Source organism: Polynucleobacter necessarius (assembly GCF_900096765.1).
In the GTDB taxonomy this organism is placed as follows: Bacteria; Pseudomonadota; Gammaproteobacteria; order Burkholderiales; family Burkholderiaceae; genus Polynucleobacter; species Polynucleobacter necessarius_F.
The window spans coordinates 1,199,604-1,213,717 of record NZ_LT615228.1 but is presented as its reverse complement, the minus strand read 5'-3'; the positions used below and the strand labels follow the sequence as shown (position 1 = coordinate 1,213,717).

General features: G+C 46.4%; 13 protein-coding genes. 5 read left to right on the top strand and 8 right to left on the bottom strand.

Going from position 1 to position 14,114, the window contains the following annotated elements; translation table 11 throughout:
* Window positions 1-4 precede the first annotated feature (4 nt).
* Entirely contained in the window at window positions 5-1,675 is a 1,671-nt protein-coding gene (gene recN, locus DXE33_RS06295) for a DNA repair protein RecN (RefSeq protein ID WP_114639137.1), read from the bottom strand.
* 26 nt (window positions 1,676-1,701) lie between these two features.
* Window positions 1,702-2,607, bottom strand: a complete 906-nt coding sequence (locus DXE33_RS06290) for an NAD kinase (protein ID WP_114639136.1) — start codon at window positions 2,605-2,607, stop codon at window positions 1,702-1,704.
* Window positions 2,608-2,644: 37 nt separating this feature from the next.
* Between DXE33_RS06290 and hrcA the strand changes: the two genes are divergently transcribed.
* The 5 genes from hrcA (at window position 2,645) to dnaJ (ending at window position 8,758) form a co-directional block, all read left to right on the top strand.
* Complete coding sequence (gene hrcA / locus DXE33_RS06285) at window positions 2,645-3,655, top strand: heat-inducible transcriptional repressor HrcA (RefSeq protein ID WP_114639747.1); 1,011 nt, start codon at window positions 2,645-2,647, stop codon at window positions 3,653-3,655.
* A gap of 10 nt (window positions 3,656-3,665) precedes the next feature.
* Window positions 3,666-4,784 carry a ferrochelatase gene (gene hemH, locus DXE33_RS06280; RefSeq protein WP_114639135.1) on the top strand — a complete coding sequence of 373 codons (1,119 nt, stop codon included), beginning with the start codon at window positions 3,666-3,668 and terminating at the stop codon, window positions 4,782-4,784.
* 66 nt (window positions 4,785-4,850) lie between these two features.
* Window positions 4,851-5,399, top strand: a complete 549-nt coding sequence (gene grpE, locus DXE33_RS06275) for a nucleotide exchange factor GrpE (protein WP_114639134.1) — start codon at window positions 4,851-4,853, stop codon at window positions 5,397-5,399.
* Window positions 5,400-5,589: 190 nt separating this feature from the next.
* On the top strand, window positions 5,590-7,521 hold the full coding sequence (dnaK, locus tag DXE33_RS06270) for a molecular chaperone DnaK (RefSeq protein WP_114639133.1): 1,932 nt from the start codon (window positions 5,590-5,592) through the stop codon (window positions 7,519-7,521).
* A gap of 100 nt (window positions 7,522-7,621) precedes the next feature.
* Window positions 7,622-8,758, top strand: a complete 1,137-nt coding sequence (gene dnaJ / locus DXE33_RS06265; protein ID WP_114639132.1) for a molecular chaperone DnaJ — start codon at window positions 7,622-7,624, stop codon at window positions 8,756-8,758.
* Here the strand turns inward: dnaJ and panB are convergent, their stop codons facing one another.
* The 6 genes from panB to DXE33_RS06235 are packed head-to-tail and all read right to left on the bottom strand — an operon-like array spanning window position 8,759 to window position 14,044.
* Entirely contained in the window at window positions 8,759-9,574 is an 816-nt protein-coding gene (gene panB / locus DXE33_RS06260; protein ID WP_114639131.1) for a 3-methyl-2-oxobutanoate hydroxymethyltransferase, read from the bottom strand.
* Between the two features lie 17 nt (window positions 9,575-9,591).
* Window positions 9,592-10,119 carry a 2-amino-4-hydroxy-6-hydroxymethyldihydropteridine diphosphokinase gene (folK, locus tag DXE33_RS06255; protein WP_114639130.1) on the bottom strand — a complete coding sequence of 176 codons (528 nt, stop codon included), beginning with the start codon at window positions 10,117-10,119 and terminating at the stop codon, window positions 9,592-9,594.
* A gap of 52 nt (window positions 10,120-10,171) precedes the next feature.
* Window positions 10,172-11,575: a polynucleotide adenylyltransferase PcnB gene (pcnB, locus tag DXE33_RS06250; protein ID WP_114639129.1), complete on the bottom strand. Its 1,404-nt coding sequence runs from the start codon at window positions 11,573-11,575 to the stop codon at window positions 10,172-10,174.
* Entirely contained in the window at window positions 11,572-12,252 is a 681-nt protein-coding gene (locus DXE33_RS06245; RefSeq protein WP_114639128.1) for a histidinol-phosphatase, read from the bottom strand. Before DXE33_RS06245 ends, pcnB begins: the two co-directional genes overlap by 4 nt.
* Before the next feature lie 18 nt (window positions 12,253-12,270).
* Entirely contained in the window at window positions 12,271-13,035 is a 765-nt protein-coding gene (gene hda / locus DXE33_RS06240) for a DnaA regulatory inactivator Hda (protein ID WP_114639127.1), read from the bottom strand.
* A gap of 10 nt (window positions 13,036-13,045) precedes the next feature.
* Window positions 13,046-14,044: an AI-2E family transporter gene (locus DXE33_RS06235; RefSeq protein WP_114639126.1), complete on the bottom strand. Its 999-nt coding sequence runs from the start codon at window positions 14,042-14,044 to the stop codon at window positions 13,046-13,048.
* Window positions 14,045-14,114: the final 70 nt, after the last annotated feature.

The following is a 14,114-nucleotide window of genomic DNA, read 5'->3' as shown; positions in this document are numbered from 1 at the left end:
TAGCTTAGCGCTGCTCTAAAAGCTCGCGGGCATGACGACGGGTGGTATCAGTGATGGTAGTACCCCCGAGCATTCTGGCAATCTCTTCAACGCGTTCATTGCGACCAAGGGGTTGAACTTGCGACACTGTTTTTGTTTCGCTTTGTGACTTACTGACTTTAAGGTGATGATTTCCCTGTGCGGCAACTTGCGGTAAATGAGTAACACAGAGGATCTGGTGGGATTGGCCTAATTGATGTAATAACTTACCTACCGTTTCAGCAACTGCTCCGCCAATGCCAGAGTCTACTTCATCAAATATTAATGTTGGCGTAAATGAAGCTTTACTGGTGATGACGCTAATCGCTAAGCTGATACGGGCAAGCTCACCGCCAGATGCAACTTTTGCTAGCGAGCGTGGCGTACTGCCAGCATGACCCGCTACTAAAAATTCAATTTGCTCGAGTCCATGCGAGCCACCCTCTGGTAGTGGTGAGAGAGCAATTTCAAGGCGTCCGCCTGCCATGGATAAATTTTGCATGGCATCAGTGACGAGTTGACCGAGCTCAGCTGCAGCTTTGCTGCGTTTACTGGAGAGCTGTTTGGCCAGCTTTTGATATGCAGCCTCTTCTTGTTTTACTTTTTCGCGTAGAGCATCGATATTTTGGGAGGCAGTCAAAGCCTCTAGGCGCTCTGCGGTATTGGTAAGCAGCTTTGGAAGCTCATCCGCTTCAGTACGATACTTCCTAGAAGCGGCATGGAGGGACTGCATCCGCTCCTCAACTTGTTCAAGTCGGACAGGATCTAAATCAATTTTTTGGAGATAGCGATTAAGCCCATGAATTGCTTCATCGAGTTGAATTTGGGCGCCCTCCAATGACTCGCTAATGCTGGCCAGCGCTGGATCATGCTGCGCAAGCGCGCTAATGCTACCGCTCACTTTAGAAAGACTGGACTCTAAGGAATTATCGTCGTCACTCAGCGCCTGAATAGCTTCTTGGCAACCGCCTATTAGCTTGGCTCCATTGGCCAGACGCGCATGCTCGGCTTGAATGTTCAACCATTCACCCTCTATAGGAGATAAAGCAGTTAACTCTTCTAGTTGCCACTCAAGTCGCTCACGCTCGCGTTCAATATCTTGTCCGGCATTTTCTGCTTGCTGGAGGCGACGGCGAGAATCATTTAGGGTTTTAAAGGCTTGTGCAACTTCTGTGGCTAAAGGAAGCAGTCCTGCATGGCGATCTAGTAATTCACGTTGTGCTCCACCTTTTAATAACAATTGGTGTGCATGCTGTCCATGAATATCTACTAATCGATCACCAGCATCGCGAAGCTGGGCTAACGTTGCAATACTGCCGTTGGTAAAAGCGCGACTTCTGCCGTTGCTTTCTACAGTGCGTTTGAGTAAAAGGCTTTGCCCATCATCCTCAATTGGAAAACCTTGCTCATCAAGCCACTGGCAAAATTGTTCAAGAATTTCTGGCTCAATGCGAAACAACGCTGAGATTTCTGCACGATTGCTGCCTTCGCGAATTTGACTGCTATCTGCTCGCTCCCCTAGAACGAGGCTAAGCGCATCCAACAGAATGGATTTACCAGCGCCAGTCTCGCCAGTTAATACCGTAAAGCCCGCGGCAAAGTCGAGCTCGAGTTGATCGACAATGACAAAATCACGAAGTGAGATGGTTTGAAGCATGTTTTAGCGTAACCAAGAACTCGACATCAAAATGTCGACGGATATTCATTCCAGTGCAATTTCTCACGCAAAGTTTTGTAGTCGCTATGATTGCTTGGGTGAAGAAGGGCAATCGTTTTATCTGACTGGCGAACTTCAATCTTGTCACCGCTTTGCAAGTTGGTTTGCGATTGCATATCAAAATTGACAATGACCTCAAGTCCATTAACGACCTCAATTACAGTAACGCTGTCTTGTGGCAAGACAATGGGTCGATTGGAAAGTGAGTGTGGGGCAATTGGGGCGAGCAATATGCCTGCTACATGAGGATGCAAAATCGGACCGCCAGCAGAGAGAGCGTAAGCAGTTGATCCAGTTGGGGTTGAGACAATCAAGCCATCAGAGCGCTGGTTGTACATGAAGGAGCCATTGACATTAACAGCAAGCTCTACCATCCCTGAAATACCAGAGCGATTAACGACCACATCGTTTAAAGCTAAGGCGCGATTAATTTCTTTTCCATTGCGAAGTACAACCGCATCAAGTAATGTGCGATTATCAGCTTCGTATTCGCCAGCAATAATTTTGGGTAATGTGGTTTGTACAGACTGAATCGGAATGTCGGTCATGTAGCCAAGGCGACCCATATTGATGCCGACAAGTGGGACATTGCTACCGGCCAATTGACGCGCAATTCCCAGCATGGTCCCGTCACCACCCAAAACAACAACTAGGTCAATTGCTCCAGCAAAATCCCGCGCCGTTTTAATGGGATAGTCTTTTAGTCCCAGATGCGAGGCTGTATCTGCCTCTATAAAGACCTCACAACCTAAGCCTGAAACCAGTTGCGCTAGGTCCTTTAGGTGCTCCTCTATGCCGTCAGCATGAAATTTACCGACGAGCGCCACCCGGCTAAATGCCTTCTTGGAAGAATTTGGGGATGGGCCTAACATATAACGATTAAACCATATGCATAAAATCCCTTCCACCATGGATGAACGTTCACATGCTTTATTAAAAACCCTCATTGAGCGCTATATCGAGGAGGGGCAGCCTATTGGCTCGCGCACGCTATCCCGTTTTTCAGGTTTAGACCTGTCTGCCGCGACGATTCGTAATGTGATGGCTGATTTAGAGGATATGGGCTTGGTAACTAGTCCCCATACCTCAGCAGGCCGTATCCCAACCCCTCGAGGCTATCGTCTATTTGTAGACACCATGGTGACGGTGCGCCCTTTGGAGGAGGTGGCTGCAAAAGAGGTCGAACGTGGCCTTTTGCCGGACTCGCCGCAGAAAGTGTTTAGTTCTGCTGCCCAGATCTTGTCGAATTTGACCCATTTTGCTGGGGTTGTCATTACACCAAAACGAACCCAGGTCTTTAAGCATATTGAATTCTTGCGTCTTGGCGAAGGCAAAATTTTACTCATCATGGTGACCCCAGAGGGGGATGTGCAAAACCGTATTTTGCCAACCAATCAGGACTACACCCCTAGTCAGTTGATTGAGGCGGGAAATTTTATCAATAGCCAGTTTGCTGGAAGAAGTTTTGAGCAAGTTCGCCAACATCTCAAATCCGATTTGGATAATTTGCGAACAGATATTTCTGGGCTCATGGCTTTAGCCTTGCAAACAGGCGTAGTGGACTATGATGCAAGTCGTGGCGATATGTTGCTTTCTGGAGAGCGTCGCTTGCTCAACGTTGGCGATCTTAGCTCCAATCTGGATAAGCTACGTAAGATGTTTGATATGTTGGAGCAAAAATCTGTCTTAATGCAATTGCTTGATGTCTCTAGTCATGCAGATGGTATTCAGATTTTTATTGGTGGCGAGAGTGATTTGCTGCCATATGAAGACTTGGCTGTGATCAGTGCACCCTACAGTGTAGATGGGCAAATCGTTGGTACGCTCGGCGTCATAGGTCCCACCCGTATGGCATATGACAGAGTCATACCGATCGTGGATATTACTTCTAAGTTACTTTCGGGTGCATTAAGCTCTTAAATCAGCCGTAATGAATACTTCTAGCAAAGATACCTTCGTGAATCCAAATCCCCACTTAAGAGCTACTAAAACTGCAGTACTGTTATTGAACTTAGGCACACCCTCTGCTCCAACTCCTAAAGCAGTCAGAGCTTATTTGAAAGAGTTTCTCTCTGACCCTCGGGTTGTGGAAATTCCGAGAATTATTTGGTGGTGTATTTTGAATGGCATCATTTTGCCAATTCGTAGTAGTGCATCTGCAAAAAAATATGCTTCTATTTGGTTGCCTCAATTAGGTTCGCCGTTGATGCATTACTCCCGCTTGCAAGCCAAAGAGTTAGGTGAAAAATTTGCCAATGAGGGTCATGATGTTTTGGTGGATTTGGCAATGCGTTACGGCAAGCCATCTACCCAAGAGGTTCTAGAGGGCTTGAAGTCACAGGGCATGGAGCGTTTGCTGGTGTTACCTTTGTATCCCCAGTACTCCGCTACCACTACTGCATCAAGCTTTGATGAGGTGTTCCGAGTGCTGAGCACTTGGCGCGATCAGCCTGAATTGCGCTTAGTAAAACATTATCACGATAATCCAGCCTACATTGCAGCATTGCGCGAGCAAGTTTTGAGTAGTTGGGACAAAGATGGTCGCCCTGATTTTGCGCGAGGCGATAAATTGGTGCTATCTTTCCATGGCTTGCCCAAGCGCAATTTAATCAAAGGCGACCCCTATCATTGTGAGTGTTTAAAGACAGGGCGTCTGCTTGGAGAATCTCTTGCTTTAGAGCCTGGTCAATATATTGTGACCTTCCAATCGCGCTTTGGTAAAGCCGAATGGCTCAAACCCTATACCGCACCAACTATTGAAAAATTATCAAAAGAAGGTTGTCAGCGTTTAGATATTTTTTGCCCTGGATTTCCGGCCGATTGCCTTGAGACGCTTGAAGAAATTGCTATGGAAGCTAGGGAAGATTTCTTGGCGCACGGCGGGAAGGACTACCGCTATATCCCATGCCTAAATAGCAACGCCAAATGGATTCAGGCTTTGGGTGATATTGCCTATCAGCATTTATTGGGGTGGTCACTGGGTACTGAGTCCCCAGAGGAGTTGGCAGTCCGTAATCAAAGAGCCGAGCTTGCTCAGAGTAAGACTTGAAATTGAATAAACTGTCCCCATCTAGCAGTGCATTAGCCCTCATTACAGAAAAGTGAATTCATATCCATGACACAAGAAAATCAAAACCCTTCTCCAGAGCAAGAGAACACTGCGGCTGAGCCACAAGCTGAGGCTGCAAGTGAAACTTCCGCTGTTAAATCACCGGAGCAGGAGATTGCTGAGCTCAATCAGAAGCTGGCTGATTTACAAGACAATTTCTTACGAGCTAAGGCTGAGGGTGAAAATATTCGTCGTCGTGCCGTGGAAGATATTGCGAAGGCCCATAAATTTGCCATTGAGAGTTTTGCAGAGCATCTAGTTCCTGTCACTGATAGTTTGTATGCCGCATTAAGTACTGATGCAAGTGATGCCAAGGCATTTAAGGAAGGCCTAGAGATCACTCTCAAGCAGCTTTTATCTGCCTTTGAAAAAGGCCGTATGACCGAAATTAATCCTGCAGTGGGCGATAAATTTGATCCTCACCACCATCAAGCGATCGCATCAGTGCCATCAGAGCAAGAGGCCAATACTGTGGTTTCTGTCTTGCAGCGTGGCTATACCGTGGCTGATCGGGTCCTCAGGCCGGCTTTAGTCACGGTAAGCGCCTCAAAGTAAGCTCAAAATCGGGGTCAAAACCCCAAAAAAGCATCAAAAAGGCAGATTTCTGCCTTTTTTATTTTTTCACCTCTTGAATTCTGCTTTTTAGACCCCATTTGATGGGTATTGGAATATTCGCGGCAATTCAGATGAATTGCTCAAATGAACTCAGAAGTACAACAAAGTAACTTAATTTTTTGGAGCCATTATGGGAAAGATTATCGGAATCGACTTAGGAACCACTAATTCGTGCGTTTCAGTCGTTGAAAACAATGCGCCTAAAGTTGTCGAGAACGCAGAAGGTGCTCGCACAACTCCATCGATCATCGCTTATGTTGAGGATGGCGAAGTATTGGTTGGTGCACCAGCAAAACGTCAGTCAGTAACTAATCCTAAAAACACCATCTACGCAGTGAAGCGTTTGATGGGCCGTAAATTTACTGATCCAGAAGTGCAAAAAGATATTAGCCTGATGCCTTATGCCATTGTTCAGGCGGACAATGGTGATGCTTGGGTTGAGGCACGCGATAAAAAAATGGCGCCACAACAAGTGTCCGCTGAAATTTTGCGCAAGATGAAAAAGACTGCTGAAGACTACCTCGGTGAGGAAGTGACTGAGGCAGTGATTACTGTGCCTGCTTACTTTAATGACAGCCAACGTCAAGCAACCAAAGATGCTGGTCGTATTGCTGGTTTGGATGTCAAGCGCATCATTAATGAACCAACCGCTGCTGCATTGGCATTTGGCTTGGATAAGCAAGACAAGGCTGATCGTAAGATCGCCGTGTATGACTTGGGTGGCGGTACATTTGACGTATCGATCATTGAGATCGCTAACGTTGACGGTGAAAAGCAATTTGAAGTGCTCTCTACTAACGGCGATACCTTCTTGGGTGGTGAGGACTTTGACCAGCGCATCATTGACTGGATCATTGCTGAGTTCAAGAAAGAACAAGGCGTTGACTTGAGTAAAGATGTGTTGGCATTACAGCGTTTGAAAGATGCTGCTGAAAAAGCCAAGATTGAATTGTCATCTGCTCAGCAAACTGAGATCAACTTGCCTTATGTAACGGCTGATGCTAGTGGTCCTAAGCATTTGAACTTGAAATTGACCCGTGCTAAGTTGGAATCTTTAGTAGAGGAATTGATCAACCGTACGGCTGGTCCTTGCTTAACCGCAATTAAGGATGCTGGCGTAAGCGTAGCAGACATCGACGACGTGATTTTGGTCGGTGGTCAAACTCGTATGCCTGCAGTTCAGGACAAAGTAAAAGAAATCTTTGGTAAAGAGCCACGTAAGGACGTTAACCCTGATGAAGCAGTTGCTGTTGGTGCTGCAATTCAAGGTTCAGTGTTGTCGGGCGATCGCAAGGATGTGTTGCTCTTGGACGTTACCCCATTGTCATTAGGCGTTGAGACTCTTGGCGGTGTAATGACCAAGATGATTCCAAAGAACACTACGATTCCTACCAAGCATTCACAGGTTTATTCAACTGCTGAAGATAACCAGCCTGCAGTAACGATTAAGTGCTACCAAGGAGAGCGCGAGATGGCTGCTGCTAACAAGTTGCTTGGCGAGTTCAATTTGGAAGGCATTGCTCCTGCACAGCGCGGCATGCCACAGATTGAGGTGACCTTTGATATCGATGCCAACGGTATTTTGCACGTAACTGCAAAAGATAAAAATACCGGCAAAGAGAACAAGATCACTATCAAAGCTAACTCTGGTTTGACTGAAGAAGAAATTCAACGCATGGTGAAAGATGCTGAAGCCAATGCCGCTGAAGATAAGAAAGCTTTGGAATTGGTCACTGCCCGTAACACTGCCGATGCTTTGGCTCACTCAACCAAGAAGGCTTTAGAAGAGCACGGCGCTAGTTTAGAGGCCTCTGAGAAAGAAGCGATCGAAGCGGCACTCAAAGAATTAGATGAGGCCATTAAAGGCAGCGATAAAGCTGTTATTGAAGCTAAGACCGAAGCTTTGGGTAAGGCAAGTCAGAAGTTGGGCGAAAAAGTAATGGCTGCTGAACAAGCTAAAGCTAGCGGTGCTGCAGGCGCAGCTCCAGCTGGTGAGCAAAAAGCAGCGCCAGATGCTGACGTAGTTGACGCTGACTTTAAAGAGGTTGATGAGAAGAAGTAATTCTGAAATCAAGCATTTATTAACGTAATTTTGAAGTACTTAAATAACAAGTCGGCCTCGAGCCGACTTGTGTCATTCAGGCTGTTGAGAGGAATAGGCCGTGCCTAAAAGTAAACGCGATTTTTATGAAGTCCTTGGCGTAGCAAAAGGAGCAAGTGATGATGAGCTTAAAAAAGCTTATCGCAAACTGGCCATGAAATATCACCCAGATCGCAATCCCGATAGCAAAACGGCTGAAACTCAATTTAAGGAAGTGAAAGAGGCTTACGAGACCTTGACCGATTCAAATAAGCGCGCTGCTTATGATCAATACGGGCACGCTGGGGTTGATCCATCGATGGGCGGTGGATTTGGCGGCGGTGGTTTTGGAGGTGGCGGCTTTGCCGATGCGTTTGGCGACATCTTTGGCGATATTTTTGGTCAAGGCGGTGGCCGGCACTCAGGTCCGCAAGTTTATAAGGGTGCTGATTTGCGCTACAACATGGACATTACTTTAGAGCAGGCTGCCGAAGGGTATACCACTCAAATTCGGGTGCCTAGCTGGAGTAATTGCAAGCCATGTCATGGTATTGGTGCTGAGCCTGGTTCAAAGGCAGAAAAATGCTCTACTTGTGATGGCCATGGTCAAGTGCGAGTTCAACAGGGTTTTTTCTCTATGCAGCAAACTTGCCCTAAGTGCCGTGGCACTGGTGAGTTCATTCCTAAGCCATGTAAAACCTGCCATGGAACCGGTAAGCTTAAAGAGCAAAAAACACTCGAAATCAAAATACCTGCAGGTATTGATGATGGGATGCGAGTGCGCTCAGTAGGTAACGGGGAGCCTGGTATTAACGGCGGCCCTTCTGGTGACCTCTATGTTGAAGTTCGAGTCAAGCCACATAAAGTCTTCGAGCGCGATGGGAGTGATTTGCATGTGCAGATGCCAATTTCATTTGCTACTGCAACCCTTGGTGGTGATATTGAAGTACCAACACTTTCGGGGCGCGTTGAGTTTCCAATTCCTGAAGGAACTCAGACAGGTAAAACTTTCCGCTTACGTAGTAAAGGTATCAAAGGACTGCGCTCAAGCTTGGTAGGCGATTTATTCGTTCACGTGGTAGTGGAAACGCCAGTGAAGTTAACTGATGAGCAAAGAAAGTTACTCAAGCAGTTTGACGATAGTCTGAAGACTGCTGGTGATAAGCATAGCCCGCAACAAAAGGGTTGGTTTGAAGGGGTAAAAAGTTTCTTCGGTTAATTAACCAGCAAAACCGTGCTCTGGTCCGGGAAATTTTCCGGACTTGACTTCACGTACATAAGCTTTAATAGCCGCTTCAATCGAATGATAACCTTCCATAAAGTTTTTGACAAACTTAGGAGGTCTGCCTGGGCTTATGCCTAACATATCTTGTAGCACCAGCACTTGACCCGAACAATCTGGCCCAGCACCTATTCCAATAGTAGGAATATTGAGCTCAGCTGTGATTTTTTCTCCAAGCGAGGAAGGAATTGCCTCGAGCACAATCATTTGTGCACCGGCTTCTTGACAAGCGAGCGCTTGCTCGAGCATGTGGGTGGCTGCATCCTTGGATTTGCCTTGAACCTTATATCCACCAAGAACATGTACAGATTGGGGTAGCAATCCCAGATGAGCGCAAACCGGTACGCTCCGCTCTACAAGGTAGCGAATAATATCGACTTGCCAATCACCGCCCTCGAGTTTGACCATATCAGCGCCTGCACGCATCAAGATTGCGGCTGAGTCAAGCGCAAGAGTTGGATCACCGTAACTAGCGAAAGGTAAATCGGCAATTAAAAAAGCTTGGGTATTGGCGCGAGCTACACATTCTGTATGGTAAGCAACTTGCTCTACGGTCACTGGAGTAGTGCTAGTGTGGCCTTGAATAACGTTGCCTAGAGAGTCGCCAACGAGGATGGTTTCAACACCGCTGCGATTGAGAAGCGCAGACATCGTGGAGTCGTATGCTGTGAGCATCGAGATTTTTTCACCCTCAGCGTGCATCGCGAGGAGCTTGGTAATCGTGATTGGCTTATCGCCCTGTAAGTAGCCCATGGCGAGAGTTTAATGAATTAATGCGCCGTTTGGCTATAAACGTCTTTTTCCCCGCAATTGCAGTTGCGGCAGGGTAGTTTTTCTATTCTTTGGTGGGCCACTTTGGGGAGGTAAGCCTTGAGTTTGCCTAAATTTGGCAGAAAGAAATCTGGTGCGATTTCGAGTAAGGGTAAAAGCACAAAAGAGCGCTCAATGATCTTGGGGTGCGGTAGCATCAACTCAGTTTCGTTTTGGGTTACCCCTTCGAAAGACAGGATATCGATATCTAGAGTGCGGGGTGCATTGGCATATGGGCGTTCCCGACCAAATTCTTGCTCAATCGCTTGGCAGACATGCAAAAGCCCATAAGGACTTAGTTGAGTTTCGATTTCAATGACTGCGTTGATGTAGTCACCGCCTGTAGCTTCAACGGGGGCGCTTTGATAAAAACAGCTTTTTGCCAGGATTTGTAGCTCAGCTCGCAGTGCCAAGCAGACTATTGCGTCAGTAATGAGCTGACGCGAGTCACCGATATTGCCGCCAAATCCAATAAAAGCTCTTGCCATACGATTCCAAACTAGAGATGAAACTACTTTACCGAAATTTCTCTAAGTCTGCTTAGCCAGCTAAATTTTCTGGGAGTGTCGCAGATTTTGGTTTTCTGCGTCTGCGCCGTTTATTGGGCGAGCTTGTGGTCGAGCCAGATTCGGATTTAGCTTTCACCATCAATTCTTCTTGGGCTGTAGGGTCTGCCGTAATAAAGTTAGTCCACCACTCGCCAATGGCTGGGTTTTGTTCTCCAGTTGCACAGCGTAAAAGCATGAAGTCATAGCCAGCTCTAAAACGTGGGGACTCAATGAGGCGGTAAGGGTAGCGCCCAACTCGCTTTTCAAAGCGGGGTTGCATGGACCAAATTTCTCGCATATCACTTTCAAAGCGTCTTTGAATCGCCATGCCACTACTTTGGGTTGCAATAGTGCCATCCATTGCGTCCTGGAGTGCGGGGATATTAGCCATGCCCTTAGTAAGGTTGGCTTTCCAGTTCTTGAGTAAATCAGGCCAAAGCAAGGTGGCAAATAAAAATCCTGCCGAGACACTTTTGCCAGATTGGATGCGTTGATCAGTATTAGCCAATGCAAGCCTCACAAAATCATTTGACCCCTTGGAGGCCTTACTATCTTCCAAGATGTGATCTAGCAGTGGTAGCAAGCCGTAATGAAGTCCAGCATCTCGTAGGCCTTGAATAGCTGCCCAAGAATAACCTGACATTAAGAGTTTCAAAATCTCATCAAACAGTCTTGCTGATGGAACGTCTTGCAAGAGCTTGCCTAATTTGGCAATGGGTGCGCGCGTAGCGGCGTCTAGGGTAAATCCTGTTTTGGCCGCAAAACGAATCGCGCGAAGCATGCGCACTGGATCCTCTCGATAGCGCTTCGCTGGGTCACCAATCATGCGCAGCACTTTCTTTTGCATATCTACCATACCACCGTGGTAGTCCAAAACAGTTTCGGTGGATGGATCGTAGTACATGGCATTGATTGTGAAATCACGTCTTGCCGCATCTTCACCTTGTGAACCCCACACGTTATCGCGCAAGATACGGCCACTCTCAGCCACGTGGTCACCGGCATTATCCAGGAGGGCTCTAAAAGTCGATACTTCAATAATTTCAGGATGTCCTTTGCCAAAGAAGGTTACGTGCACAATTTGAAAGCGACGACCAATGAGGCGCGCCTTACGAAAGAGTCTTTGGACTTGATCGGGAGTTGCATTGGTGGCCACATCAAAATCCTTAGGGCTAATTCCGAGAACGAGGTCACGTACTGCGCCGCCAATAATAAAGGCCTCATATCCTGCTTGTTGTAAGGTTTGAGTAACCTTCACTGCGTTCTTGGAAAGAAGATGCGGATCTATCTTGTGAGATTTTTTGGCAATGCGTTTTGGTGCGCCACTATTGTTTGCGTGCGTATGCTTGACCATGGGGTCGCGACGCAAAATACGCTTAATAAATTTAGTAATCATGCAAACAGTTCGAGAATTGGCCAGTTTCGCTGATTGGCTTCATTGCGTAAGCGATCATCTGGGTTAGTAGCAACCGGGCGACTGACCTTTTCAAGTAGAGGTAAGTCGTTGATCGAGTCAGAGTAAAAATAGCTATACGGCAAAGCATCTAAAGAGAGTTTTTGAGATGCTAGCCAGTCGTGAAGATTTTGAATCTTGCCTTCACGAAAATTGGGGGTGCCTTTTACTTCGCCAGTGTAGTTGGCCAAAGGCTGGTTATCTATAGTGGCTGGCTCTGTGGCAATCAGGTGCTCAATACCAAAACTCTCCACAATGGGGCGAGTGACAAAGCTGTTGGTTGCTGTAATGACGCAGCAAAGATCGCCTGCGTCTTGATGGCGCTTGATCAAGTCAAATGCCTGCTGACGCAATTGACCGTGGATCACTTCCTCCATAAATGCATCGTGCCACTCTTTGAGTTGGGTGCGAGAGTGTTCTGAGAGCGGCTTTAGGGCAAAGCGTAGAAATTCATGAATATCAAGCTTGCCATCTTTATAGTCTTGATAAAAGCGCTCATTTTGCTGCGCATAGTATTTGCTATCAACCACGCCAATGCGCGCCAAAAATTGTCCCCACTCATAGTCGCTATCGCAAGGAAGGAGGGTGTGGTCTAAATCAAAAAGGGCTAGTTGAGTCACGAATGAAATGTCGAATAATTAATTGGGCTGTAAAAGCTCGCGTACCAGTGGCAAGGTTACAGCACGTTTAGTTTCTAAAGAATACGCATCCAAAGCATCAATTAAAGCCATGAGATTAGGCATGTCACGATAAAAACGGTTCAGCAACCAAGGCAGGACATCTGGTGAGAGCACTAAACCCCTTGCTTTGGCGGCGAGCTCTATTGCTTGTATTTTCTCATCATCGTCTAAAAGCTGGGTCTGGAAGATTAAGCCCCAGCCTAAACGAGTCCGTAGGTCCTCTCGAAGCCCTAAGCTGGCTGGAGCCGCATTGCCGCTCATGAAAATATGAATATTTTTACTGGCTTGAACTTGGTTCAGAATTCGAAATAAGGCCCCCACCAAGCGCTCATCCAGGCGGTCAACATCATCAACAGTAATGATAGAGGGCACCTCTATTTGGGCAAGCTTTTCAATGCCCTCTTCAAGGCGCACCCAAGAAATATGCTCGCTCGGTTTTAATGCAAAGCATTCGAGCTGAGAGTCGTGTGCAGCATTTTGGATGGCTTCAAGTAAATGAGTCCGTCCTGACCCAGATGGTCCCCACCAATATATCCAGCGATGATTGAGTGGATTATCTGAGTTAGAAATTGTTGTCTCAGTAAGCTGTTTCCAAGAGCTGCAAATGGCTTGCAAACATGAAACTAGTGCGAGATCTTTGCCTGCTAAATAATTATCTAGACTTGCTTTGGGGGGATGGCTCAGATCTAAAGCAAATTGCTTTGGAAGGGGGGATTTATTCATTCAAGCAATATTATTTTTGATACCAAGTACTTTGCGTATAAGTTGACCAAAGATATTTAATCAATACGAGACCTACTGCACTAATTGGTAAGGCTAGTAGCACGCCAAAAAATCCAAATAATTTTCCAAATAGCAACAATGCAAACAGTACTGCCACGGGATGAAGGCCGATACGTTCCCCAACCAAACGGGGTGTTAAGAAAAAGCCTTCTATGAATTGGCCGATACCAAACACAATGAGTACGCCAAGAATTTCAGAATTTGGTCCAAATTGCAGTAGTGCGGAGACTACCGCTAGGCTTAAGCCTAGGGCTATTCCAACGTAGGGAATCACAATCATTAGGGCGGTAAAAACTCCTAATGCCACAGCACCTTTTACACCGATGATGCTTAATCCAATGCTGTAAAAAACAGCCATGATTGAAATGACGATGAGCATGCCGCGCAAATACTGGGAGAGCAGACCATCCGTATGCATTGCGAGGTGATGAACGGTTTCTTGGGCGCGAATTGGTACGATGGACTTTAGCAAGCTAAAAAAATGCGACCAATCAATTAATAAATAAAACACAACAAAAATAATGAGTACAGCATTTACAAATCCGGCAATGACAGAGCTACCAGACAATAAGACAGTGTCAATTGCTGAGCTCATCAAGGTGTCGGCATTTTCATTAATGTGCTCGGTGATTTTCAGAATGGCATCAACCTTGAGTGTTCCCCAATCAAAGTTGATATGAAGTAGCGTCAATTTGGGGCCAAGCCAAGTTTGTGTGTTGGCGATCCAGTTTGGAATTTGCGCCTTAATTAAGGGGATTTCATATTTCAGAAGTCCAATTAAAAGACTGAAAACCAGAAAAATCAGAGTTAAGCCAAAAATCATGGCCAGGGCGGCTGCCAAGCCGCGTGGTAATTGATGCCTCTCAAGCCATAAACAAACAGGGCGCAGGGCGTACGCCAGAATGAATGAGCTTAAAAAAGGGGTAAAAAAAGGGGGTAAAAATTTCAGCCATGACGAGTAATCCTCTAGAATTCAATGATTCTACTGACCCAGTAGCATTTTTTACTAATATTCCTGC